This is a genomic window from Lederbergia lenta NBRC 16444 (assembly GCF_001591545.1).
Taxonomy (GTDB): Bacteria; Bacillota; Bacilli; order Bacillales; family Bacillaceae_C; genus Lederbergia; species Lederbergia lenta.
In genome coordinates, this window is record NZ_BCVC01000003.1 from 164,193 (window position 1) to 190,857 (window position 26,665).

At 37.3% G+C, this 26,665-nt stretch carries 21 protein-coding genes, 1 pseudogene and 1 riboswitch; of the genes and pseudogenes, 12 read left to right on the forward strand and 10 right to left on the reverse strand.

The genetic code is table 11. From position 1 onward, the window contains the following. Positions 1 to 29 precede the first annotated feature (29 nt). The 5 genes from BLE01S_RS12940 to BLE01S_RS21315 all read right to left on the reverse strand — a co-directional run bounded on the left by BLE01S_RS12940 (position 30) and on the right by BLE01S_RS21315 (position 6,851). On the reverse strand, positions 30 to 1,757 hold the full coding sequence (locus tag BLE01S_RS12940; protein WP_111703385.1) for an amidase family protein: 1,728 nt from the start codon (positions 1,755 to 1,757) through the stop codon (positions 30 to 32). 123 nt (positions 1,758 to 1,880) lie between these two features. Then, positions 1,881 to 3,932 carry a methyl-accepting chemotaxis protein gene (locus BLE01S_RS12945; RefSeq protein ID WP_066142724.1) on the reverse strand — a complete coding sequence of 684 codons (2,052 nt, stop codon included), beginning with the start codon at positions 3,930 to 3,932 and terminating at the stop codon, positions 1,881 to 1,883. Between the two features lie 185 nt (positions 3,933 to 4,117). Then, positions 4,118 to 4,228, reverse strand: a riboswitch (cyclic di-GMP riboswitch). Positions 4,229 to 4,738: 510 nt separating this feature from the next. Next, positions 4,739 to 5,407: a hypothetical protein gene (locus BLE01S_RS12950; protein WP_066142727.1), complete on the reverse strand. Its 669-nt coding sequence runs from the start codon at positions 5,405 to 5,407 to the stop codon at positions 4,739 to 4,741. A gap of 114 nt (positions 5,408 to 5,521) precedes the next feature. After that, complete coding sequence (locus BLE01S_RS12955) at positions 5,522 to 6,553, reverse strand: DUF8743 domain-containing protein (RefSeq protein WP_066142730.1); 1,032 nt, start codon at positions 6,551 to 6,553, stop codon at positions 5,522 to 5,524. Further along, positions 6,522 to 6,851, reverse strand: a complete 330-nt coding sequence (locus tag BLE01S_RS21315; protein WP_066142733.1) for a DNA topoisomerase — start codon at positions 6,849 to 6,851, stop codon at positions 6,522 to 6,524. The genes BLE01S_RS12955 and BLE01S_RS21315 overlap by 32 nt, the downstream gene beginning before the upstream one ends. A 489-nt stretch (positions 6,852 to 7,340) precedes the next feature. On the opposite strand from BLE01S_RS21315, the pseudogene BLE01S_RS21485 reads away from it, so the two are divergent. The 4 genes and pseudogenes from BLE01S_RS21485 to vanY all read left to right on the forward strand — a co-directional run bounded on the left by BLE01S_RS21485 (position 7,341) and on the right by vanY (position 10,939). Next, positions 7,341 to 8,075 (forward strand): annotated as a pseudogene (locus tag BLE01S_RS21485) (ATP-binding protein). Between the two features lie 80 nt (positions 8,076 to 8,155). Then, a complete protein-coding gene (locus BLE01S_RS12970; RefSeq protein ID WP_066142735.1) occupies positions 8,156 to 8,857 on the forward strand; it encodes a response regulator transcription factor in 702 nt (233 codons plus the stop codon). Beyond that, positions 8,850 to 9,965: a HAMP domain-containing sensor histidine kinase gene (locus tag BLE01S_RS12975; RefSeq protein WP_066142738.1), complete on the forward strand. Its 1,116-nt coding sequence runs from the start codon at positions 8,850 to 8,852 to the stop codon at positions 9,963 to 9,965. The genes BLE01S_RS12970 and BLE01S_RS12975 overlap by 8 nt, the downstream gene beginning before the upstream one ends. Positions 9,966 to 10,063: 98 nt before the next feature. After that, positions 10,064 to 10,939, forward strand: coding sequence for a VanY-A/VanY-F/VanY-M family D-Ala-D-Ala carboxypeptidase (gene vanY / locus BLE01S_RS12980; RefSeq protein WP_066142741.1), 876 nt, complete (start codon positions 10,064 to 10,066; stop codon positions 10,937 to 10,939). A gap of 1,223 nt (positions 10,940 to 12,162) precedes the next feature. On the opposite strand, the gene BLE01S_RS12990 is transcribed toward vanY, so the two are convergent. Further along, entirely contained in the window at positions 12,163 to 13,386 is a 1,224-nt protein-coding gene (locus BLE01S_RS12990; RefSeq protein WP_111703383.1) for a Zn-dependent hydrolase, read from the reverse strand. 796 nt (positions 13,387 to 14,182) lie between these two features. On the opposite strand from BLE01S_RS12990, the gene cidR reads away from it, so the two are divergent. The 3 genes from cidR (at position 14,183) to BLE01S_RS13005 (ending at position 16,240) form a co-directional block, all read left to right on the forward strand. Further along, complete coding sequence (cidR, locus tag BLE01S_RS12995; protein ID WP_066142753.1) at positions 14,183 to 15,073, forward strand: cidABC operon transcriptional activator CidR; 891 nt, start codon at positions 14,183 to 14,185, stop codon at positions 15,071 to 15,073. A gap of 258 nt (positions 15,074 to 15,331) precedes the next feature. Beyond that, the gene (locus BLE01S_RS13000; RefSeq protein ID WP_066142756.1) at positions 15,332 to 15,850 is read left to right on the forward strand and encodes an acyl-CoA thioesterase; all 519 of its coding nucleotides are present in this window, start codon (positions 15,332 to 15,334) and stop codon (positions 15,848 to 15,850) included. Between the two features lie 18 nt (positions 15,851 to 15,868). Beyond that, the gene (locus BLE01S_RS13005; protein ID WP_066142759.1) at positions 15,869 to 16,240 is read left to right on the forward strand and encodes a hypothetical protein; all 372 of its coding nucleotides are present in this window, start codon (positions 15,869 to 15,871) and stop codon (positions 16,238 to 16,240) included. 70 nt (positions 16,241 to 16,310) lie between these two features. Here BLE01S_RS13005 and glsA read toward each other — a convergent pair whose 3' ends face one another. Both glsA and BLE01S_RS13015 read right to left on the reverse strand, forming a co-directional pair. Beyond that, complete coding sequence (gene glsA, locus BLE01S_RS13010; protein ID WP_066142762.1) at positions 16,311 to 17,240, reverse strand: glutaminase A; 930 nt, start codon at positions 17,238 to 17,240, stop codon at positions 16,311 to 16,313. Between the two features lie 160 nt (positions 17,241 to 17,400). Further along, positions 17,401 to 18,510 carry a DUF4145 domain-containing protein gene (locus BLE01S_RS13015; RefSeq protein ID WP_066142765.1) on the reverse strand — a complete coding sequence of 370 codons (1,110 nt, stop codon included), beginning with the start codon at positions 18,508 to 18,510 and terminating at the stop codon, positions 17,401 to 17,403. 233 nt (positions 18,511 to 18,743) lie between these two features. Between BLE01S_RS13015 and pcp the strand changes: the two genes are divergently transcribed. The 5 genes from pcp to BLE01S_RS13040 all read left to right on the forward strand — a co-directional run bounded on the left by pcp (position 18,744) and on the right by BLE01S_RS13040 (position 23,674). Further along, a complete protein-coding gene (pcp, locus tag BLE01S_RS13020; protein ID WP_066142768.1) occupies positions 18,744 to 19,391 on the forward strand; it encodes a pyroglutamyl-peptidase I in 648 nt (215 codons plus the stop codon). A gap of 166 nt (positions 19,392 to 19,557) precedes the next feature. Beyond that, positions 19,558 to 19,995 carry a hypothetical protein gene (locus BLE01S_RS13025; RefSeq protein WP_066142770.1) on the forward strand — a complete coding sequence of 146 codons (438 nt, stop codon included), beginning with the start codon at positions 19,558 to 19,560 and terminating at the stop codon, positions 19,993 to 19,995. Beyond that, the gene (locus BLE01S_RS13030; RefSeq protein ID WP_066142773.1) at positions 19,983 to 20,273 is read left to right on the forward strand and encodes a YxcD family protein; all 291 of its coding nucleotides are present in this window, start codon (positions 19,983 to 19,985) and stop codon (positions 20,271 to 20,273) included. Before BLE01S_RS13025 ends, BLE01S_RS13030 begins: the two co-directional genes overlap by 13 nt. 284 nt (positions 20,274 to 20,557) lie before the next feature. Beyond that, the gene (locus BLE01S_RS13035) at positions 20,558 to 21,667 is read left to right on the forward strand and encodes an MFS transporter (protein ID WP_082788741.1); all 1,110 of its coding nucleotides are present in this window, start codon (positions 20,558 to 20,560) and stop codon (positions 21,665 to 21,667) included. Between the two features lie 588 nt (positions 21,668 to 22,255). Continuing rightward, positions 22,256 to 23,674, forward strand: a complete 1,419-nt coding sequence (locus BLE01S_RS13040; RefSeq protein ID WP_066142779.1) for a vWA domain-containing protein — start codon at positions 22,256 to 22,258, stop codon at positions 23,672 to 23,674. Positions 23,675 to 23,729: 55 nt separating this feature from the next. On the opposite strand, the gene BLE01S_RS13045 is transcribed toward BLE01S_RS13040, so the two are convergent. Continuing rightward, positions 23,730 to 24,917 (reverse strand): MalY/PatB family protein, encoded by a 1,188-nt coding sequence (locus BLE01S_RS13045; RefSeq protein ID WP_066142782.1) that lies wholly within the window; start codon positions 24,915 to 24,917, stop codon positions 23,730 to 23,732. Positions 24,918 to 24,933: 16 nt separating this feature from the next. Then, the gene (malX, locus tag BLE01S_RS13050) at positions 24,934 to 26,496 is read right to left on the reverse strand and encodes a maltose/glucose-specific PTS transporter subunit IIBC (protein ID WP_066142785.1); all 1,563 of its coding nucleotides are present in this window, start codon (positions 26,494 to 26,496) and stop codon (positions 24,934 to 24,936) included. Between the last annotated feature and the right edge of the window lie 169 nt (positions 26,497 to 26,665).

Here is a 26,665-nt window from a genome sequence, read left to right on the forward strand (position 1 = left end):
ACATTTGAAAAGCTAAGTAACTGGGTTAATTAGTTTAAATGTAACAACTGTCCAACCTTTGTAACCCCTTTGTTTAGCCAATGCTTCATTTTATCTACAAAGGAAGTTTCATTCTTAGTTTCAGGTTCATCCTCTAAATGAGGTGTTATTTCAGGTGTTGTTTCAGGTAGCGTTCTAGCATCAGTTGCTTGTTCGAAAGAATAGGCTAAGTCTAATAGAGATTGTTCACTGTATGCCGTTCCCAGGAAAGAGACTCCAACAGGCAATTTTTCTTTCGTTTCGCCAGCAGGAACAGTAATTTCCGGAAGTCCTGTAGCAGATGCTACATAACTCGCAGCATAAGTGTCATAAGCGTCACATACATATGTGGGATCTTCTTTATCAAACCTTGGAGATGCTGGACATGACATGGTTGGGAAAACAATGGCGTCCAAATTTTCCTCTTCCATGATTGCTTGCACTTCATTACGTACTTTTGGAATATCTTTTGTTACAATATCATTGTATTCTGGAGTATCTTTAAACCCTGCCTTTTCCAAATTCACCTTTAGGCCATCCAAACCAGCTGGATTTACTGGCGTTGCTGAGTTTAAAACCTCAGGAGATTCACTGATTTTGATAATTTCTTCTAGTGTTTTTGGCTGACCTTCTGGGAACTGTTTAAGATACTCTTCCAATTCCGTCTTAAAATTCGCTTCATTAATTGGTCCAATAACTGGTGTCCAGAGATATTTCGTCGTTTCAGAGAAAGACACTGGAATAACCTCTGTGCCCATTTCCTTCATTTTTTCTAAAGCGTCATTCGTGATTTTATCTACCTCAGCATTGTCTCCAAAAAAGTCAACAGCTACTCCGACCCTAGCATGTTGCAAAGCAGTATTGTCTAAGGATTTACTATAGTCTTCAGCAATATGCCCCTTTGCAGGTAATGTTGCGTCGTCTTGCTCATCAACGCCAGCCATAAAACTCAATGCAATCGCTACATCTTCTACAGATCTAGCCATTGGACCAGGCGTATCAAAATTTGATGAGGACGGAACGACACCACCACGACTGATTAAACCAAGCGTTGGTCTTATACCGACTAGACCAGTCACATGAGAAGGACCTCTAACAGACCCAGATGTATCCGTACCTAATCCAAATACACCAAAATTCGCTGTGACCGCTGCAGCAGTTCCACTACTAGAACCAGAAGCATCTCTATTAAGGTTATAAGGGTTTAAAGTTAAACCACCTAAAGAGCTGTATCCTAACCGCCCATAAGATGCTGCGAACTCTGACATATTTGCTTTTCCAATGACAATGGCTCCTGCATCCTTAAGCCTCTGGATGGTAAAAGCATCTTCTTTCGGATAAGCATCCTTTAATGCAACAGAGCCTGCTGTTGTTGGCATTTCTTTTACATCAAAATTATCTTTAACAACGATTGGAATACCATGAAGCACACTTCTTGGACCTTTACTTTGTCTTTCTTCATCTAATTGCTTTGCAATCTCTACAGCTTGCTCATTCAAGTTAATGATTGAATTAATCGCTGGGCCTTGCTTGTCATATGCTTCTATACGCTCTAGATAATACTTAACCAACTGCTCAGAGGTGGTTTGATTGTTATTTAAAGCATCGGATATTTCACCGATACTCTTTTCAAATGGATCAAATTCGGTTTCTTTTGCAGAAACACTTTCCAGTGGCAGCATAACTATTAATACAGTAAATGCCATGAGGATTCTAAGTTGATTTAATTTTTTAAACAAGGTGTTTCCTCCTTCATCTTAATACATCAATCTTTGCTATAAAACTATTTTTACTACAGGTTTAAAAGTAACGAAAAAATGTGTCAGTTAATCTAACAATCTTTTTGATAGAAACCATACTTTTTACAGCTTAAATTTCTGGATAACTTCTTCTAATTCTACTGACATCCTGGCTAGCTCTTGAGAAACGGCCGAGACCTCATCCATGGATGCGCTCATCTCTTCAGAAGATGCTGCGACACTTTGTGAATGCTCGTTCACTTCTAAACTAGTTTTAGAAACCCCCTCTATATGGGAAACAACTTCTGCTATATGATTTTTCATGTTATCCATTGCCGTGCTGACCTCAGATATTCTTGTTGTGACGGCGAGAACGGAATCCTTTATCTCTCCGAAGGCCTTTCCGCTTTCATTAACAAGTTTTATTCCTTCTTTAGCTGAGTCCGCTCCTTGATTTACGAGACTCATTGAAACTTCAATTCCATCTTTAATATCATAAATGATCTCATTTATCTGCGAGGCTGAATCGCTGGATTGCTCTGCAAGTTTTCTTACTTCATCTGCTACTACCGCAAATCCCTTTCCATGTTCGCCAGCTCTTGCAGCTTCAATGGCAGCATTCAAAGCTAATAAATTCGTTTGTTCAGAAATGGACTGTATCATCAAACTGATTTGGCTAATTTCATTCGATTTCTCATTTAATATGCTAATTTTCTCAGCAGAAGAGCCTACTTTTTGGTCAATTTCATCCATTTGACTTACTGTTTGTTTAACAACATCACTACCCTGTTTAGCTGTTTCCGCTGAATATTGGATAGAATTGCTTACATTGTTCATGCTATCTGTCACATCATCCACATGCTTAAACACTTCATTAATAATACCTACTGCATTCTTCATCGCGGCATTCTGTTCATCTGTTCCAGAAGCAACACCTTGGATGGTCTCAGATATCTGATTAGAAGCTTGTTGATTCTCGATTGAAGATGCAGCAAGTTCCTCAGATGTAGCGGATAATTGTTGAGATTCTGTCGAAATCTTTTTGAGTGTTTCTTTTAAACTATTGGACATGAGATTGAAATTCTTGCCCATATCTCCGATTTCATCATTCACTTTAACGGTGATTTGTTGGGTTAAATCACCATTTGACATAGCTAAAGATAAATCGCTAATCTCTTTAATTCGCTGCGTTATACGTAAGCTCATAAAAATAGAAACCACTACAGCAATAACAGCAATAACCCCAGCTATAATGAAAATCATGTTGCGTATGGATTTTGCCGTACTTAACATTTCACTCTTCTCAATGACCGTAATATACTTCCAGCCATCAATGTTTGAAGCAACTGTATTAAGTACATAGTCTTTGCCATCAAGCTTGGCTTCAAACAAGCCATCTTTCCTTAAATCATTTAACGCTGGAACGTTCAGTTGGGAAATTGGTTGAAAATTCAATTCAGGGTTCTTTGGATTTGCAAGGATTGTCCCATCTTCTTGCGCTAGAATGACATAACCATTTTTACCTATATTAATATCTTTGATAATCTCCGTTAAACCTTCAAGACTAACGTCTAGGCCTAACACACCGATTTGTTTTCCGTTCTTTTCAATCGAAACGACATTACTAACTATAATTCCATCTATACCGGTTGCTTCATAGGCACTTGTTAATTTCACTTCCCCTGGTTTTTCCATAGCTGTTGTATACCACGGACGGTCTGTAGGGGTGAAGCCAGCTGGCACAGGCCCCTCGGGATATTGGACATAACCGCCATCTGGTGTACCCAAATAAATATAAGCTGCATTAGGATGGCTGCTGCTAAACTGTGAAAATACATCAAATATCGCTTTTTCTTTCTTCCCATTTTTTGAAGGGGTCATATCAATGGAGTCTTCTCCCTTAACATCTTTATAGGAAGTAATACTTGAATCAGCATTGACAACAGAACGATCGTTAGCCAATAAATTAACATTTTCCCTAATCGTTTCAAAGTACATAGAAATGCCATTGTCCACCTGTGTAATTTCTTTTTTGCTAGAATTAATAAAATCTTTCTCTGTTTTATTGGAAACTGTGTTATTAACTAAAATTCCAATAAAGATGATCGGCACTAACGACAGTAATAAAGAATAAACCAATAGCTTTGCTTTAAATGAAATTCCTTTAATCTTCAATTCGACACACCTTATCTATATGAAATATGTAAAAGCTATCTATTACCCCATAGCCTTTAGATTGTTGACTTCAAAAACATATCCTTCCTTTCCAGCTTTATCTTCCTGCCAAATATTGCACTAAAAAAAGCTATTCCATTTACCTTAGAATAGCCAAAGGATTTTAATATCTATTAATCCACAAATTTGGCAACCAGGTTATCATTGTTTAGATTGCAGGACTGTTGACCCGATCCCAAACCTTAGACTCTAGGCTTTGCGTCCTACCCTTTCGGAGTAGTTTGCCTTTAACTTCCATATCGAATGGTTCAAATTACCCTATTTATAATCGCATGGAATCATATAAATTTCAACAATTTTCTACAAAAATCGATAAAATGAAGGACTTATGATTTACTTAACTTGAGGGGTGATGATACAAAAGCACTAGCATCCAGCTAAATGAAAGGCCATAGACAACGACTATAGACGACGTTGAGTATGGCCTGAGAACATAAAATATCATTACAGTTCAAAGGGGTTATTTATAAAAGAGACTTTTTTACTGTGGAGGTTAGCGATGATAAATATAAGATTATGCAAATATCTCAATAGAGAGTATACGAATTAATTTTGAATAAATATATTCGGAATAAAGTGCTCATCAAAAATGTTTACAAGCTTTCACATCATAGTCAGAAAAAAACATACAACATAAAAAAACACCTATAAGTATCCTAATTGGATATTTACAGATGTTTATAAGATAAATATGCATATAATTTCCTATTTGAGGGCAAGAACTCTCGATTTAAATGTTCCTGGGTCTACTTTCCTGATAGCAATATCTCTTTTTCTTCTTGCAGTAAATATTCAATATCTAAAAGATATTGTAAAACCCTGTCTCGTTCTCTTCTTCCATACTGGAATAAATATGGTACGCTTGGAAAAAGAGAAATCAAAACCCCAATTAACGTTATAGCGATCAATAGTAATAGTACAGATAGAGTTAATAAACCATCAAAGTCAATTGCTATTGAATTGCTGTTAAATAAAGTACCTATTAAAAAGGCGAGAGGGACCCAAAAAACCCCCTTAAAAACTTGGCCCACTAACTGCATCATTTTTTGAGCACGTTCTTCTTCCTTTATATTAAGGTCTTCAATTTCTTTACGTAATCTACTAATCTTTTCAGCGTTATTCAAACCTAGCTCTTTAATACCCTTCTCTATTTTCTTTATATGTTTCTTATTATTGTATTTTTTTTGAAATTTAGACGCAACCACTAAGCTAATAACAGTAAGTAGACCCCCTAAAGGTATACCTACAAACCATAGGTATTTATGAATGATTGATGCCATTGGTGTAGCGATTATAATTAATACTCCTAATAAACAGGTGGCAAATAATCTCCTTTGTTTCGCTCCTAATGAAAATTCTTCTTTATATTCCTTTTTGATTAAATCCCTTACTTCGTAATACATATAGCTTAGCATTTCTCTCCACCTTTAATCGCTTGTCTATCTAATATTTAATATTCAAAATTATAATCATGTCCTTTTCTTCAGAGTGTTGTCTAATAAGAAAGTATGCTCATCTTAGCTTTCTACTTATTTAAAAATTGTCTCCTTTATCACCCGAAACACATGAATCGGTTGTCTTTTCAACATGTCTAAAGGTAGTTGTTCCAAAATATTTTCATCATGCATTACATGAATTTCGTCTTGCTCCCGATCAATAACTACAAAATAATAACCAATTTGATATGCTTGAATTTTACTGGCATGATCAACAATTTTATCGTCAAGGGCTGTTTTTACATTCGTTGTTAATCTCCTAAGCATTCGCCACAGTTTTACTTCTTCTCCGTATTTCATAAATAACTCTGGCAAATCTTTAGCATGTGATAGAACATTGAATGTCGTCATGATAAATGTTTGAATACCATAACCAACAGGGCGAATCGCCTGTTTTAATGTTTGCCAATGATGAATATGAAAACGTACTTGAGTTTCCGAATTCAAATTTTCGATAATCTCCACGCGAGAAATTTCTCCGTAAAACTGTATACCATTTTCCGCTCCACTCACCTTTGCAACATTTTGTGTGATGTACAGAGCTAGATATTTGGATTTTTGCCATTCACCCTTCAGTATGCTTGCTTGAATTTCATAATAACCATTTTGCTTATACTCATAATAGCATTGATATCGTTGACTGAGCCGATTATCACAACATCTTCTATTTAGATTCCCAATGTGAGATGGAGCCTTGCGGAAAAATACCCTCTTGCTGTAATTCTTCAGACCTTGGAATTGTCCACATACCGGTTTGTTTGGTCGTGTTGAAGCGATTGCGAACGAGATACCCGCAATTTGTTGACAGCGTTCTACGTTATCCGCGAGATAGGCAAATTCATTGTCAATAATAAATTGTGTATCAGTTCTTGGATAGGCGACAAGTTTCTTCTCATTGAGTCCCTGTACAAGCTTTAGTACATTTGCAGGGCTATAAACCTCCAAATTTACGACAGCTTGTAGCGTCGATAGGACATGTAACTTTGGAGATTTAGCACGCTTCTCTTTCTTTGTTACAGACTTTACAAATCCCTCATTTTGATCCTTGATGTAATATTGTTGCAAAAGTTGCTGGACTACATCTTTTTATCGCTTTTAATCTAGCTGTTCCTTTATACGTACCATTTTTAGCAGTGAAATTCGCCTCGATTTCTTTTTGCCGTTGATAAATGAGATATACCGTTGGAGATTGAACCCGTCCAATCGAAAGCCTTTCATTAAACCCTTTTTGCTGCAATAGCAGGGTGTAAAGTCGGCTTCCGTTCACCCCAACAGGCCAGTTGCTAACTTGCCGTGTTTTTGCTTCATAATAAAGTAAAAGATCTTTTTTATTATTCCGAAGGTTATTGAATCCTTCACGCACTTCATCAACTTCTAATGAGTTGGTCGCCTGTCATTTAATTAACGGAATAGAAAATATTCGATCCTTCACGATCACAATCGCAGCAGTTCAAAATCGTTGAAACGGCAGGATCATTGAAGAATTGCTTTATAAAGTTGAACTGAACCTTCTTATCGAAGGACACCTTATACTCATACCTATGGTCAGGATTGGCTAAGACCTTATCGATATATTCAATTTTCCAACTAGCAGCCTTCAATTATAAACTATTAAGTGTACAATGTTAATGTGATTGCCGAACATTTAAAAGTATCGCGTGGAACTGTTTATATGTATTTGAATATGTCATCTGAAGAGGCACAGAAATACTTGGCAAATCCCCAAAAGTAACGGATTGTCGCATGGTTTGATCCACCACTTCAATATGTATACGTGAAAAACTATATAGTGCGAATAACTTTAGGGATGTAGTGCATGACTTGAAGCAATCAAGGATTGAGGAATTATCTCATGAACAAAAACGTGAAGGACTTACAAAATCATTTTCGGCAGCTACGGTTATCAGAAACAACGAACTAGCTCCCGCAGTTCCTTCATGAAGCTAAAAAAGAATCATGGACGTACTTGTAATTTTTGGAATCCATCACATTATTTAAGCTAGGAAAACGCGAGTCAAAAGGTATAGAACGTCGCATTAAATGGGCATATTTTCCTTAAGTAAAACATTACAAGAATATCAAGTAGAGAAGCAAACAGCACTTACATCTCGTCAACTCACACAGTTACAAGAGTTTAGCTGGTTAGAGCAGCAGTACAACTTAATCTTATTAGGACCGGAAGATCTAGCCATAGGGCTAGGATTGGGAGCTATTCATAAAGAATTACAAGTGTATTTTGTGACGATCGGAGAATTAATTCAGCTATTGAAAACCCAAGAATTAGCGCATAAATCGCAGGTGCAAATGAAGCGACTCCAAGCGTCTGATTTAGTAATTAATGATTATTGATGTATAAGGAGATGGATCAGCGTGAAGTGAAGCAAATCTATTCTTCCAACACATCAATCATCTATACGAACGAAGTTCGATTATTTTAACGTAGAATAAGAGCGCAAAACGGTGTACTGAATTGATGGGAGATCAAGTAATTATGACATCCATTCTGGACTGGCTGTTACATCGTGTGGACGTGATTCACATGAATAGTGATTGCTATCGAATGAAAATTAGGCAACTTATATTTTAAACAAAAGTGTTTATTTCAAACGATCAAAAACTTTTCGATTTAACTCGATGGTTACATTAACTTTACTTAGGAGTGGAAAAATGAGAGATATTTCGATATTAATTGCTGAAGATGACGAGGAAATTGCTGATCTAATCGCCATCCTTTTAGAAAAGGAAGGTTATCATGTTATTAAAGTAACGGACGGACAAGAGGCTGTTCGTGCCGTAGAGACTCAATTATTTGATTTATTGGTTTTGGATATTATGATGCCAAAAATGAATGGACATGAAGTAACCCGCCTCATTCGCGAACAGTATAATATGCCAATCATATTTTTGAGTGCAAAAACATCGGATTTCGATAAAGTACAGGGATTGGTAATTGGGGCAGATGACTATATGACTAAACCATTCACTCCAATAGAATTGGTTGCTCGTGTAAATGCTCAGCTCCGACGTTTTATGAAACTAAATCAATATCAACCAGATACAGAAAATAAAACATGTTTGGAATATGGTGGATTAGTTATTTCTCCTGATCAGCATACAGTTACTCTATTTGGTGAAAGCATTGAGCTAACGTCGAAAGAGTTTGATATTTTATATTTATTAGCAAGTCATCCAAAGAAAGTTTTCAGCATGGAAAATATTTTTCAGCAGGTGTGGGGTGAAGCACACTTTGGAAGTGGTAATACCGTTATGGTTCATATACGTAAGATTAGGAAAAAGCTTGAAGTAGATAAACAAAAAGACAAATGGATTAAAACAGTATGGGGAGTAGGGTATACTTTCAATGGTTAAAATAATGCGCAGTTTTCGTTCAAAGATGGTGTTGTTATTTGGTTTAAGCATGTTTCTATCTGGCATCATAACGTATCTAATCTTTAAAGGACTGCAATGGTATTATCAGAAATCGGTTGATTATGGGGATCTGTTGGCTCAACTACGTATATTCATTCGTAATATTGGCGATATTAACTTTTTTTTGTTGCTATTTATCCCACTTTCAATTCTGTTTTTTTATTTGCTAACCAAGCCCTATTCTACCTATTTCAAGGAAATTTCAAATGGAATTCATTACCTTGCCCGCGGTGACTTTAAACACAAGGTATATATCCAATCAAATGATGAATTTAGGGATATTGCGCAAGACATTAATTTGGCAAGCGAGAAATTGAAAGAAGCGATTCAACGGGGAGATTTTTCGGAAAGCAGTAAGAATCAATTAGTCGTAAATTTAGCTCATGATTTGCGGACTCCACTTACCTCTGTTTTAGGGTATTTAAATTTGATCCTAAAGGATGAGGGCTTGACTAAAGAACAAGTAAGCCACTTTTTAACGATCGCCTATACTAAATCTCAACGTTTAGAAAAGTTAATTGATGAATTATTCGAAATAACCAAAATGAACTATGGAATGCTACCAGTTGAAAAAAAGAGATTAAATTTAACTAACCTACTTAATCAATTAAAGGAAGAATTGTATCCTATATTAAAAGAAAATCATTTGATTGCACGGATGAATAGTACGCCCCACCTACCCATTTATGGTGATGGAGATTTGATAGCACGTGTGTTTGAAAATCTTATGATTAACGCGATTCGTTATGGATACGAAGGTCAGTATGTTGATATTAACGGTTTTATCGATTCAGATGAAGTGGTAGTTCAAGTTGTGAATTATGGAGATAGCATTCCTACAGATGAAATCCCTCATCTCTTTAATGTGTTCTATACTGGAGACAAAGCACGAACTTCTCAAGAAGGTGCCACAGGTCTCGGCTTGTTCATTGCAAAGAATATTGTCGAGCAGCATAATGGAACCATTTCTGCTGACAGTAATCTAATACGTACGATATTTGAAATCCGTTTACCGCATGAAAATGTACCAAATGATGAGCAAGATTAAAATTCCAGTGAATTTAAGAAAAATTTAAGGTTTACCCTACTCTTTTTTTAAGAAGTTTTTCCTATCCTATAATTAGTAGACAAAGGAGGAAACAGTAAATGAAGAAGTGGGGATTTTTTTTGTTTTTGATAGCGTGTTTGTGTCTTGCATTTGTTTATATAACACTGATTTCTCAAGACAAAGTAGAGATTCAACAAATTGATCCAGAAAAAGACGCATTAGATTATCAAGGTCATTCCGAGAGGATCCAACAGGAAGAAATTACAAAAGAACAAATCTATCAAGGAAATCTGCTTTTGGTCAACAATGAATATCCAGTTCATGAAGAGAGTATTAAATCGGACGTTGTTAATTTATCTATACACAATGAATTGACAGAGGGATATGTGTTGTTAGGTAGTGAAATTTATCTGTCAAAGGAGATTGCACATATATTCTCGGAGATGATTACTGACGCAAGAAAAGATGGACTTCATTCTTTTGCCACCACAAGCGGATTTCGCAGTTTTGAGGAACAAAATATACTCTATCAAGAAATGGGTTCTCTTCGTGCTTTACCGCCAGGTTATAGTGAACACAATTTTGGTTTAGCACTTGATGTAGGATCTACTCAAATGAAAATGGAAGATGCACCCGAAGGAAAGTGGATAGGAAAAAACGCTTGGAAATACGGCTTTATTTTACGTTATCCAAAAGATAAAACTGATATTACAGGAATACAATATGAACCTTGGCATATTCGCTATGTAGGTCTGCCACACAGTGCAATTATGTATGAAAAAAATCTTGTTTTGGAAGAATACTTGGATTACCTAAAAGAAGAACAGGACATTTCTGTTAATGTCAATGGAGAAAAATATACTGTTTCGTATTATCCCGTATCTCAAGGATTGAAAATAAAAGTACCAGTGAATCACCATTATGAGATTTCAGGCAACAATATGGATGGAGTAATTGTGACCGTGTATGAATGATAAGGGATGAAACTTTACTAAGAAATTACTTAGTAAGCATAACTTTGACATTGCAAAAGGGCACTACAATCAATTTAATAGTGCTTTTAATCGGGGCGATTAGGCCGCGTGTAACAGCCACTTGAGGAGTTACGTGGAAGAGTAACTCGCCGAAAGAAATAACTGGAACCCCACTAGTAGTCAGATGGCTAAAATTGCATTTCCTAATACCAACTCACCAATACTTTATAAAGGGTTGAATGAATGGTTAGAGAATGGACAGGGATTTGGGGGCATTTTGGAAATGGTTTCGTCCCAAGGGATCACACCCAGGGCTTTCAGATGAGTCCGATTTGACATTTAGACTAAATCTTGTACAAATATCTACACTTTGAAGTTTTAAGAAGATATGACCTTAATTATTATTAAGACTTTTTAACTAAAGTGGACTGGGGTAGGAATAATAAAATTCCTACCCCTTTTTACTTTGAAATTGTACATAATTATAAGTCCTAATTTAGGTTTATGTACAATCTAATATTTAAGTGCATTAATAGAATTAGTGGAATACCTGTGGGTCATACATTTAGGGGAAATTTATTATTTTATGTACATTGATGTTTATAGAGATACCTGTAATCGTTGAGGTTGTCCCGATGGGTGATGAGATAGATCAATCCATGTGATTCCATGGTGCAGGTATGCACACAGATGGCTCTCCTCTGATACGATTTTCGGTGTTTTCCGAACACCTCCTATATCGCACAGTCTAACTATCGGCTGCTTCATTGCCAACGTATAATTTTCCTGTTCATGTTCTCTCCTTTCGTTCAGTCCTTCCTTTCCATTAATGGCTCAGCTATCTATTGCTAGATAGGTTCCTTTATAGGACATCCATCAGACCTCCCGGGGCAAGTTCATCTAATTTCCCCTCATCTATCTACCCCATTTATCCTGTTCCTTCCCGAGATATTTGGGGCTTTGTATTGCAAACTCATCCAGAAACCAGTACCTCGAATGTGGTTCGTGTACCTCAGACCGAGCCTCCGACTTCCTTCAAATTCTACGTCACCATGGACACCCTTGTCTTCAGCTAATGGTTCACATATCCCAACGTCCATAACGAACTTCCGTCAAGTTGATGAACATGTCCTGCGCACAAAAAGGCACACCTTACATAAAGTTAGGTACGACAAAATAAAAATGTGTATATTCTCCCGCACCACTTTTATTTTTCACACCCCCTACTCCACCTCAGTCAACCTCTTCACTACTTCATACAAAACAGACACGGCATTTGCTATATCACTAGAATCTGACCACTCTTCCGGACAATGACTCAAGCCACTCTTACTAGGAACAAATAGCATCGCTACGTCCGTAAAATCGGCAAAGACCATAGCATCGTGTCCTGCACCACTGTGAATGGGACTGTATTCAATTTTTAACTCATCGCATTTCTCCTTCATTAAGGACATAATCTCTTGATTCATTGCTTTTGGAGGAACATATAAAGATTGTTCTACGGCTGTTTGCAAACCATGACCATTATATGACTCTATCAATTCTTCTACCTTTTGGATGACATTCAATACATCTTCTTCTTTACTTGATCGAATATCAATGGAGAACTCTGTTTTTTCTGGGATCACGTTTGCTCCGTTTGGAAATACATGAAGGCGCCCAGTCGTTATCACTGTCCCTTCACCAATTGCAAGTTCTGGCAACTGAGCAATAATCTTGGCCGTTGTGACTAATGCATCATGTCTGCGATCCATTGGAGTTGTTCCTGCATGTCCCGCTTGACCTGTTACTGTTACCTCTAATTGAGTTAATCCTACGATTGACTCTACTACGCCAAGTGGAATATTTTTATCCTCAAGAATCGGCCCTTGCTCAATATGTAATTCAAGGAATGCCTTTATTGTTTCGGGATCTCTTTTTTTCGGAAGGGTACTATCAAGCCCAATGCTTGCCATCGCTTCTTCTGTTGAGATTCCATCTTTATCTTTTATTTGCTTAAATTCATCCTCGCTAAGTAACCCAACAATTCCCCTTGAGCCCATTAACCCTGCTCCGAATCTACCTCCCTCTTCTTCGACCATAGCAATGACTTCTAGAGGATACTTAGGTTTAATGTGATTTTTTGAAAAGAGAGCAGCTACTTCAAGACCTGCTACTACTCCGGCAGGACCATCATAGTTACCTCCATTTGGGACAGAGTCAAAGTGAGAACCTATTAGAACACTCGGCGCATCTTTTAAAGTTCCCTCAAGTTTACCAAATATATTTCCAATCCCATCTTCTCTTACCTGTAATCCATACTCCTTCATCTTTTCTTTTATATAATCCCTTGCCTGTAAATCCTCTTTACTATAAGTAAAACGAGTCGTGCCCCTTCCTGGTGTGGAAGTAAACTTACTCAATGTATCTATATGTCTTTCAATTCGCTCTTGCACATCTCTCATATTAAAAATTACTCCTTTCCTATAGGCTAACATAAGTGCCAATGAAACCTAGGGTTAAACACTAAAACTTCGTTTCTATACTCCCTAATATTACAAAAAACTACTAATTATAACCAATATAATTGTAACATTTATGAAACCTCTAAAGACGGTTTTCTGTATATTAAAATACCCCAATTAACAATCTAAATAATTTCCATATTGTAGTTATGCTATGGAATATAGCATATAAGTGGGGGCGAAATTCCAAGGTCGATTGTGGACAATGAATGATTTTCCCACCTTTTTCCATATCAAAAGACAACGATTTATGGCTGGCAGTCTGAACAACAACTCAACCTTTACAGCAATCACTGAAATCAACCATGTTTAATCTCCGACCAGTCTTATACCACCGTACGTAGCCCAATGGTTTCCCGTTTAATCCTCCAAATCAAAATCCTCCTCACTCCACTGCCTTTGCGAACCTTTTTGATTCAAATATGCTTCAAATTTTGGACCAAACAATGTCTCTGGCCGCAAATATTATTATTACCCAACTTTCGAAGTTGTAAAATGGAGTAATTAAGCAATATAACAAAAAAAGATTGCCAAATATGATGGCAATCCTTTCATCGTATTTATATAAATTCTTCTACTTCCCCCTTCGACTACTCAAACAATAGTAGGGCTAGATTCTTTTTTAAAAAAAGAGCAATCTACTTTACAGCTTGCCCATCCGTCCTTTCAAAAACCATGCTATCATAATAAAATAACCTATTCGCAACAACAATTTAATCACAAGCAGGTGTACATATTGGATATCAAGCATTTACAATATTTTATTGAAGTAGCAAATTTTAATAGTTTTTCCCGAGCGGCAAATCATTTATTTATTACACAGCCAACCATTAGTAAGATGATTAAAAATTTGGAGACGGAGTTGGGGGTTGCTTTGTTTGATCGGTCTCGAAAGCAATTAGTGCTTACGGATGCGGGGCGGATCATTTTGGAGCAAGCGAAGTTAATTGATAAAGCTTTTAAGAACTTAGAAGTGGAATTAGACAATCTGACAGGGCTGAAGAAAGGTCATATTCGCATTGGCTTACCGCCCATATTTAATGCGCATTATTTTCTCGAGATAGTTGGTAGTTTTCATGAAAAGTATCCCGAGATTACCTTTCAACTAGTGGAGGATGGCTCCAAGAAAATTGAAGAAGATGTAAGAAATAATCTTCTTGATGTTGGTGTCGTTGTTCTTCCTACTAAGAATGATATCTTTGATCATTTTTCTTTTATGGAGGAAGATCTAAAACTACTTCTTCATCCATCACACCCGCTAGCTGAAAATGAAGAAGTTAATTTAGCCGAATTGGCTAATGAATCTTTCATTTTATTTAATAAGGATTTCGCTCTGAACGATCGAATTATTCACTTTTGTAATAGTGTCGGCTTTGATCCACACATTATTTCAGAGAGCTCACAACGGTCTTTTATTGAAGAAATGGTGGCAAGCAAACTAGGTGTTTCTCTTTTACCAGGAAGTGTTTGCAAGCAACTTAATAAAAATGTGAAGTCTGTCAAAGTAGTAAATCCTTCTATTAGCTGGAATCTAGCAATTATTTGGGGAAAGAACCAATACTTCTCCTATGCCGCAAAAGAATGGTTAACGTTCACGAAAGCTGAGCTTTCACGATGTTATCGATAGAATGCATGAATCTAAAATATACATTGTTTTAAGGAAAAACGGTTCTTCATTGAAAACCGTTTTTTCGCATTTCCTTAATAATATATACATCGCATATATGAATGCACTTACATAGACAAAAGCTATACTGTGGATAAAAAAGAACCATTTTACTATGCTAACCATGCAGCGTACACTTGTTTCAAGGGAAAAATACCATTTATTATTACTATGGATTCATTATTTATAGGAATCCCAGTTACGAAAGGAAGCACAATGATGGAAGCAATAAAAGCGAAAGAAAGCCGCATTGTTAATACAGCTCAAGTATTATCATGCGATTTAAATAATTACGATACATTGTTTGGCGGAGTGTTAATGAAGAAGCTTGATGATGCTGCTACTTTATCTGCACGTAGACATTCTAGAGTGAAAGAATGTGTTACTGCATCTACAGATTCAATCGATTTCTTATGGCCCATTCAACAAACTGATTCAGTCTGTGTGGAATCGTTTGTCACATATACAGGAAGAACCTCCATGGAAATTTTTTGTAAAGTGATCGCTGAAGATATAGTGAGCGGCAAACGCCGAGTTGCAGCTACAGCATTTTTGACATTTGTAGCCATAGATGAAAACAAGCGCCCTGTTGAAGTTCCAGGTGTTATACCGGAAACAGATGAGGAAAAGTTTCTTTATAAAACAGGTAAAGAAAGATCGGAAATGCGTAAATTACGAAGAAAAAAGAGTAAGGAATTAGCTGCATATATTTCCTTGGAGAAACCCTGGGATAACTAAACAAAGGAGGAAAATGGTATGTTTACTTTATCTAGTATTGATGAACTAAGAGCCACCGAAGAAGCACTTGAGAAGTTTAAAAGTGATTATCCAATCCTTTATACGAAACTATTAGATGTGGTTAATCTTACACGTGCGTTCCAATTTAAATATCATTATATGGGATGTTTAATTATGGATGAAGATCCTGGTCAATATACACCAAAGTTTGTGTATGGCTCCGTTCTTCGTTTATATAAAAAAGAAATACAAAGATTAAAAGAGGATCAAGACTCCCATGTATTGAAGCAATTATTTTCTGATTTCAAACATACGGGTTACGCAGATATCAGTCTTTTAGTACTTAGTATGACACCTGAATCATTAGTTGGCGCTTCTATTATTAGATAAACGTCCTCTTCTTAGTGAAAATTGTATTAGTTATCACTGCGCCTCTCCAGATTATTAGAGAGGCGTTTATTTAAAACAAACTCAACTTATACTTCGCTGACAACAATTCTAATAATTTTATTCCACCGCTACTGTTTCCTTTTTCGTCTAAGGCGGGTCCGAAAATGCCAATGCCGTATTTCCCTGAAACAGTTCCCATAATCCCACCAGATACACCACTTTTCGCTGGAACCCCAATTTTGATGGCATGCTCTCCTGATGCATTATACATTCCGCATGTCACCATAAATGTTTTACATATACGGGCTACATCTACAGGCATGATTTGTTTACCGCTCTGCGGATCTACTCCATCCATCGCAAACACCATTCCAATTCTAGACAAATCTAAACAATTCATTTCAATGGCACATTGCTTCGTATATAAATCCATTAATTGTTCCACGTCTTCCTCGATAATATTATGCTGTTTTATAAAATAGCATAAGGCTCGGTTTAAATAAGCCGTTTCGAATTCAGAACGAGCAACTTCTTCGTTATAAGTAATGGTTGGATCATTAATCATCTCTCGCACAAAGGATAGAAGTCGCTGAAATCTTTCTTCGACAGAGTTCCCTTTAATCATATGGGTCACAACAAGTGCCCCTGCGTTGATCATCGGATTTAACGGTTTGCCAGGAGCTATCGTTTCTAATTTGATAATCGAATTAAATGGGTCTCCCGTAGGCTCCATACCAACACGATCAAACACATAATCCTGTCCCCTATCCATCAAAACAAGGGCGAGACTAATCACTTTAGAAATACTTTGGAGTGTTATCTTTTCTTCGATATCTCCCGCTGAAATGCAACGTCCATCAGGATAGTAAATCGCAATCGACAAATCATTTGGATTTGCCTTTCCAAGTGCAGGAATATAGTCTGCAACCTTACCATTCTTTGTATAAGTCCTCGCCTCTTTAACTAACACTTCCAACTCATCACTTGACTGACATGCCATATTCATCACCACTAGTAGTATGAACGAAAGACATTCCTATTAATCCTATAATTCATTCGAAATTGTTTGGGTGCCAGGCACCCAAACAATTTTGAACATTACCAATTGAACCGGTGCCTGGCACCGATACAATTCAATTGCTAAAACCCCAAGCGTCACACTACCTTTGTTTCCCTCTCAGCTGCTCAAACAAGCTTTCTACTGTTCCAATGCCTACATTTTCGTATTTAGCTAGGATGACGAGTTCTCTCGGCAATTGCCCTATTGTTTCAATTTGTGCTTCGTTAAGCTGCCTAATGAGGCTGGGGCTTCCTGTAAATTCATCGGTAGTAAGCGGTATTCTGGCGAGTTCTTCTGTAACCACAATATGATCGGCTCTATAAAAGAAGAAAAGTTCTCCCGGTCGCTCGAGTGCTAATTTTCTCCGCACTTTTTCTTCCTCAATATATGTTTTTAGCTCCTCAAACAGGTTTTCATCGTTCTTTTCATTATAACGTTTTACGTGTTTATGCAATCCTTCTAGATTATTCGGCAACTCGCTCATGATTCGCGCCTGTTGTTCTGCTCCGAGCTTAATGAGGAATCTTTCGGATTTGGCAAATCGTTGCGGCAAAAGAAAAGCATCTCGAAGAAAATAGGGAATATCGAGTTTTTGCTCTTTATAAGTAATCGTTCGAATGGATGTAAATCCAGGGACCTCTATCTCTTGAATAAAGTGATCCGCCGCTGCTAGCGTTTCCTCGTGCATCACTTCTTCTTGTCCTTGTCCAAGCGATGCTGCTAGTAGTTCCTCCAGACTCTTAAGCCTCACTTCAAGCTCTGTCATATCGTACTCATTTCTCGCTGGTTCTGGGTCTTGATATTCAGGGACTATCATATCAACTGGCCCATACACTTCGATATACCATTTAACAATTGTATAGATTGCTTCCCATGAAAGGAGGGCTTCCGAATAGCGGAATTTGCGCACATCATGTGCTGCCCTATTACCGCTCTGTCTAATATAATGTAATGCATCTATTATTTCCGGTATCAAATAGCCTCGTTCATTTAGCAAGTCTATTCGCTCTTTCAACGTCATATATGAATCATCATTCATCTTCTCCGCACGCATCACTTTTTGGAGAATGGCTTCAATAAATGTACGGGCATGCGTTAGCATGGTGCGCGGACTTAAATAAATACTATTTTCCAGTTCACGCACTAAATAAGCCAATTCCTTCGAGATAGGCTCTAAAAATGTATAAAAATATGGTGTGTTTTTGCTCATATGAATCTCACTTTCTCATCACTTCAGATTATCTTTTAACGTTATTTTACCATAATCAATGTACCGGAAGCCCAGTTACATTTTAACAACCCCTTTCAGCTGTTAGTTAAAAGGCAATAGAATGATAGTAAGCGAGGAGTTATATTATGTTACAATAACGCTTGAGAATTGTTTAGAATTGTTTGAGTGCCTGGCACCCAAACAATTACTATCATAAACGGGGAGGTCTTGGAATGAAGAAAAGGGTGTTAATAACAGGTTTTGATCCATTTGGGGATGATAATGTTAATCCAGCGTTGGAAGCGGTTAAGCAATTAGATGGCATGGTCATTGAAAATATAGATATTGTTGCTCAGGAAGTGCCAACTGTTTTTCATAATTCTATTAAGGTAATGATACATGCGATTGAAACACATCAGCCAGATGTTGTCATTTGTGTTGGACAGGCTGGCGGGCGTACTCAAGTGACTCCTGAGCGGATTGCCATTAATATCGATGATGCCCGAATTCTAGACAACCATAAGAACCTGCCAATTGATGAACCAATATACGAAGAAGGCCCAGCTGCATATTGGACAACCTTGCCAGTCAAAAGGATGGTTCATCAGATGAGAAAAGCCGGAGTGCCAGCAGCTGTTTCCAATACAGCAGGAACCTTCGTTTGTAATCATCTATTCTATGGTTTAATGCACTATATAGAAAACAGTGCCTCCCACATACGCGGTGGCTTCATTCATATTCCTTATATTCCTGAACAAACAGTGGTAAATGGGGCTCCTAGTTTAAATCTCGATGATATTATACGCGGGCTAAAAATAGCAACAGTGATAGCAGCGAATGAAAAAGAAGATATCCGCGAAATTGGCGGGACCACACATTAATTGTTTGGGTGCTAGGAGTTGTTTGGGTGCCAGGCACTCAAACAATTTCATTGGAACAACTCTGTCACTTTTTCCTCATTTATTGTGTAGAAGACGGTTAATATTTAGTTTAAAATAAAAGAGATAATGTACGAATCTGGTATTACAAATATGGAGGGAATATATATTGAAAAAGATTGTAACTGTTGCACTTACGGCTATACTCTTACTTTCTCCTGTTGGGGACTTGTTTTTTCAAGACCATTCAACAACTGTAGAGGCAAGGGGTTACAAGTCAGGTAAGAGAAGCTTTAACATGAATAATAATAAGACCAATAATAACTCAAATATTCAAAAGAAACAGGATGACTCTTCTAAATCAAGTAAATCTACTACTACAGCAAATAATAAAGGGAAATCTGGCGGTCTCATGAAAGGTTTATTAGTAGGTGGACTTGCGGGACTTCTATTCGGTAGTCTATTTGCAAATATGGGAGCACTAGGTTCTATTCTAGGTTTTCTTATCAATATTGCAGCGATTATTATTTTAATCTCCGTCATACGTAAAATATTCGCCTTTTTCAAGGAAAAGAAAAAAGAGGAAGCTAATCCATGGAGGGGTTAATTATTCCTGAGCAAGATATTATTAACGCGGTTTGCGTGTATATCTCTCGGAAAAAGCAAGTAACCCCAGAAGAAGTCGAAGTCGAGTTAATGCATGACGATGATTATGGATTTTCCGCAGAAGCTTTTGTAGACGGACGTAAGCAGGTGCTTATAACTGCAAACTTAATTGAAGCATTACGATTATGGCTGGATGAATTTTTAAATGAGGATCCATATGCCGGAATTAAACTTTTGTTGGACGATGAACAAGGCATTATTGCAGAAATCAACCAATAATTATATAGTTACATGCTCACTTATATTTTTATAGAACAACTCATTCTGATCATTAGGATGAGTTGTTTTTATTTTCCTCTTCCATCCCCACTACTTTTCACAAAAAACAGAGTCTTTCCGTTAGATTTGTCATCTAAAGTTATGTACTATTGTATGTATATGTTTAGTGTCTCTAAATATATTTATATTAGGAGGGGATCTTATTGAGTCTTCAACTCGCAAAAGGAACTCCTCATCAGGAGGTTTCCGAAAAGATCTGGACAAGAGATTTTGTATTAATTGTCATGTCCAATTTCTTTGTTTTTCTTGGGTTTCAAATGACGTTGCCGACCATCCCTTTATTCGTTGAAAAACTCGGGGGTAACGATCAACTTATTGGTATTGTCGTTGGTATTTTCACCTTTTCTGCGCTTCTCCTTCGCCCTTATGCTGGACGCGCATTGGAGTTAAAAGGAAGACGCTTTGTATTCCTAACAGGACTAGGAATTTTTGTTTTATCTATTGGTTCTTTTGGGTTTGCAAAGAGTTTGCTTTTTTTATTCATGATGAGAATCATACAGGGAATTGGTTGGGGTTTCTCAACGACCGCTTCCGGTACGATTGCGACAGATCTAATCCCTGCAAAAAGACGCGGTGAAGGTATGGGGTATTATGGTCTCTCAGGGAACTTAGCGTTAGCATTTGGGCCAACCTTAGGACTCGCTTTAGTAGGAGTTATTACTTTCACCCAGCTATTTTTAATCTCTTCCTTACTTGGATTAGTAGCATTGTTACTATCTTCCAAAATTCATTATAAAAAGGTAGAAAAGCAGACTGTTCCACTCAAAAAATGGGACTTTTATGAGAAAAGTGCACTTCCACCATCATTACTGTTACTTTTCATCACTGTTACCTTCGGTGGTATTGCCGCTTTCTTGCCCATCTATTCAGCCCAAAAAGGAATTAATGGTATTCATTGGTATTTCTTACTTTATGCCATCGCATTGATGCTCTCACGTACATTTGCCGGAAAAATATATGATCAAAGAGGACACAAGGCTGTTTTTCTTCCAGGAGCATTATTAATCTTAGTTTCTATGATTCTGCTATCTTGGCTACCCAATAGCACCATCCTTTATGTAGCCGCCATTCTATACGGTTTTGGATTTGGAACAGTACAACCTGCATTACAAGCATGGTCTGTTAAAGATGTTGCGGCCAATCGAAGAGGCATGGCAAATGCCACCTTCTTCTCTTTCTTCGACCTGGGTGTCGGAATAGGTGCCATTTTATTCGGACAAATCGCTCATTGGTTTGGTTATGGTGCCATTTATAGCGTTGCAGCGCTATCCGTACTAACTTCTATTCTGCTTTACCTCGTCATATTAAGAGTAGGACGTACCCAAAATGCTTAGCCTACATCTATTAGTCTACCAATTCAGTGCATGCATAGCCCTTTTGGTAGACTTATTTTTATTCTACTGCTCTTTATTAAAATTACTTAAGCGAATCAATTGCCTTCAATAATTTGCTAATACAAGTGCTTTGCTTTGCTGTTTCTTACATTATGCATAGATAATTTACTTTAACTCATAAAAAAGGTATGGAATAGTATAAGGCACTCACTACGTCAGCATGGTTGAAACAAAGCCACTGTGAGAAAAGAAAACAAAGTTGATTGAGGGCGACTCCGAGGGGAACAGCGTGACAGATGAGAGCCCACAGGAGCGCAGCGACGAGGAATCTCACCGTACGCCCCCCCGGAAAGCGTCCACCTGAAACGTAAATCAACGGTTCTTAACCCTTACATTACGTGTAAATAATTCTCCCCCTTATTCATCTAATAAAATACTAATTTCTCTATCCTCCCCTCATTCACAACAAGCCTTCGACGCAATATGACTTTTTTACCATTCATTCATTTTTCTGACAAAGTCTTCTTGTAAAATGCTACAATAATTTCCAAGATTACTAAAATTATTATTGATTGGGAAGAGGTTCATATGAAACTTAAAAACTTGCTACTATGTATAATAGCCATCATCGTCCTTACTGCTTGCGGTAAAAAAGATGCCGATAACAAAAAACTAGAATTAGATCAACCAATTGCACTAGACGAAACGACAGAAAATGTTGCGAAACAAAAAGATGAGGGTATTGCTGAGCCAGAAAAAGAAGCAGAGGAAGTTTCAAATGAAGAAGAAATCGAGGTTAAACCACTCCCTCAAACACTAGCTGAATTGGCAGCCCTCCCCACTGGCCATATCGATTATGTAGGCATCCTTAAAGAGGAAGAACAAAAGCAGATGGATGAGCTAACGAAAGACCTACCTGATATTTCCGGGGAACCAACAGAGCAACAACTAGATGCATATTATAATGATTTATTAGCCATTTTCCAACAAGACTTCAATGGTCCAGAGGAATTAATTGCCGAGATGAAATTCCAATCCATTGGTAGTCCCGACATTGATAACCCGCGCATGCAATTCAAGGAAAATCTCAATGTCTTAGTCCTTCTCGATGCATCTGGAAGTATGAATGTTGATCTTGGTGGACAGACACAGATGGATGCTGCAAAAAAGGCAATTACAAATTTCGTAAAAGGATTGCCAAAGGAAGCTAACGTCGGATTACGAGTATATGGACATAAAGGGACTGGCAGTGATTCTGACAAAAAATTATCTTGTTCAAGCAGTGAATTGATTTATCCACTTGCACCTTACAATCAATCTGACTTTCAATCTTCATTAGATAAAGCGCAACCTTCAGGCTGGACACCCATTCAGCTCGCTTTGAATGAAGCTGAAAAAGATTTAGCACCGTACAAAGGAGAAGAAAATACCAATATTGTTTATCTAGTAAGTGATGGAATTTCTACTTGTGATGATGATCCAGTAGCTGCCGCTGAGGCTCTTTACAATTCTGATATTACACCCATCGTCAATGTCATTGGCTTTAACATTGATCATGAAGGACAAAAACAATTAAAAGAAGTAGCTAAAGCAACAGAAGGAACATATCAAGACGTACAAAATGCCGAAACACTTCAAAAAGAATTGGATCAAGCGAATGAAATTGCTAAGGCGTGGGCTGATTGGAAAAAGAATAAAACGGATAGATTAGAGGGAGACCGGACAAGAAATTGGCTGTCCATTTTTGGCTATAACTCCCGTGAATTTAAAAAATGGGTGGATGAGCGCCAACAAGTTGGCTTTTCATTGCAATATTTATATCAAACGAAGAAAATAATGTCTCGAGAAAGCCATGATTATTTAAGGCAAAAGAATAGAGACTACCATGATTGGATAGAAGAAGAATATGAAAAACTAAAAAAGGAACTACATGAGCTAAACGACAAAAAAGTCGATGAAGCGATACGAACGCTTGAAGAAAAATACATGGAAAATGCTCCTGAATAATAAATATAAGCCAGCCAATCTTTCGTATGATTGGCTGGCCTATTTAATTTCTATTCTAATGTTCCTCTAAATACTTTATTGCTTTATTCAATCGTTGAAGTCCTTCTATTACCTTAGATTGCGGACATCCTATATTCATTCTTATAAAGCTTTTTCCAGCTTCTCCATATGTTTCACCTGACATGATCGCCACTTTTCCATGGTGAACAAGTGCATATTGTAACTGTTCACTTGAAAAAGGAAGCTGCGATACATCAATCCATGCCAAATATGTAGATTCTGGCATTGTTAGCTGTAGATCAGGCAAATGTTCTTCCAAATAAGCTTGAATGGTCTGTAAGTTCCCATCGATGTATTCAACAAGGTCATCCACCCATACTTCACACTCATTATAAGCAGTTATCGTTGCCAAAGTGCCAAAAATACTTGCACTCGATAATCCATCTTTATTTTTCAAAGTAAGTAAAAAAGCTTCTCGCAACTTTTCATTGGGAATAAGTGAATAAGAACCACCTAAACCAGGTGTATTGAATGTTTTACTCGCGGAAGTACAAATGCATACTTTATCCAAATTAAGCGCTGCATCTGTGATTGGAATATGCGTATTACCTTCATGAATGACATCCATATGAATTTCATCAGAAATAATGAACACATCGTACTGATTGCAAAGATGGACTATTTTCTCTAGCTCTTCCTTTTTCCACACGCGGCCTGTAGGGTTGTGAGGACTACATAGCAGGAGTACCTTTGACTTTGGATGCGCTAATTTTTCTTCTAAATCGGTAAAATCAATAGAATATATCCCTTCATGATATATTAATTCATTACGTGAGATGATGCGCATATTATCTTTAATTGTTTTATAAAAAGCATCATATGCTGGTGTTTGAATGACGATATGATCTGCTTCTTCCGATAATATTTCAATCATCTTTGAAATGGAGTAAATAACGGACGGACTATATACGATCCACTCTTCTTTTACAGTGCTTGAAAAGCGTTTTTGATACCAGTTTCTGATGGCATCTTTAAATTGTTCGTGATTCCAACGTGTATATCCAAAAACACCATGCTGTAAGCGTGATTCAAGTGCTTGTAAAATTTCTTTCGGGGTTGGAAAATCCATATCTGATATGGAAAAGGGAAGAAGATCTTTCTCACCGAATCGATCTTCAATATAATCCCATTGGGTGCAAAATGTTCCCTTGCGATTTACTACTTTGTCAAAACCTTGTGTCATTCTTTCCACTCCATGTTTAGGAAATTTTCTCTATTTGTGATTTTAATAAACCAACTTGTGGACCTATGACCACTTGTACATTATGTTCATCAAGCTTCACAACGCCTAGTGCCCCACATTCTTCTTTTAAGATCTTCTCGTCTACTTTCCCCATATCCTCGACAACAAGTCGCAGGCGTGTCACACAATTATCTAGAGAGTGGATGTTTTCCTTTCCACCTAATGCAGATAAAACCTTTTCTGCATTATAGCTAGATCCTTTCTTAGTAACAGGAGTATCCTTATCCTCTGGATTCGCTATTTCACGACCTGGCGTTTTTATATTAAATTTCACGATTGCATAACGGAAAACAATATAATAGATAGCAAACCAAATGGCACCAACTACGAGTACAAGATACCATTTCGTTTTGAACCCTTGCATAATTCCGAAAATTAAGAAGTCAAGTATGCCACCATCCGTATTACCAATAGTCACATTCAATAACGACATAACCATAAATCCTAATCCCGTCAAAAATGCATGGATGACAAATAATGCAGGTGCTACAAATAAGAATAAAAATTCAATCGGTTCTGTAATACCTGTCACGAAAGTAGCAATTACTCCGGATATTAAGAGGCCCTTAATTTTCTTACGATTTTCAGGTCGTGCCGTGTGATAGATTGCTAAGGCAACAGCTGGTAAACCAAACATAAAGGTTGGCATTTTACCTTGTGACAGAAATGCAGTTGCAGAAGGACTGATTGGCGCTCCACCTTGCAATTGTGCATAGAAGATATTTAACGCTCCTGATATCGTTTGGCCATTGACAACCTCTGTTCCTCCCGCCTCGGTAAAACGAATCATCGCCACTAAGATATGGTGTAAACCAAATGGGAGTAAGAAACGCTCTCCAGCACCGAATAAAAAGGGACCAAAAATGCCTGATTTATTTATGATTGTTCCAATTCCAGCGATTCCTATTGCAAAAATAGGCCAAATCATTGGGATAATTATGCCAACGACTGACATCGTAATTGCCGTCACAATCGGAACAAAGCGAGCTCCACCAAAGAATGCAAAAGCATCTGGAAGTTTTATATCATAGAATCGATTGTGTAGTAAGTAGACAATGATACCAGCGATAATTCCACCTAACACACCCATCTCTATTGTTTGAATTCCCATGACCATTCCTTGACCAGCCTGACGCATTTGTTCAGCATCTACTAATTTTCCCGTTTCCGCTAGATAAAAGTTAATCGATAAATGCATGATGACATAACCAACAAAACCTGAGAAAGCAGCTACACCTTTTTCATAGCGAACAAGTCCCATTGGAATGGCCATCGCAAATAATACAGGTAAATAAGTAAATGCAAAGCCTCCAATTGTGCTCATGAAGCTAAATATCACTTGCAGAACGGAATTTCCTAAAAACGGAAATGCCTCAATTGTTGAAGGACTAGTGAATGAACTACCAATCCCTAATATAAGTCCCATAAATGCTAATAAAGCAACAGGGAGCATAAACGTTTTTCCAAGACCTTGGAAAAACTCCCATAACTGTGATTTTGCAGATTTCTTCTTTTTCATTATTCAGTCTCCTTTTTAGGTAGTACTACGTCTTTAATATACTCCGGCTTTCTACCTAGAGGCAATCGCTTTCAGTCTTTTGTATATGCGTACATTTTTTGTATACGATTCTTCTTCTCTTTTTAAATCAGCAAAAAACCGTAGAATTTTTGAAAAGTCATTCTACGGT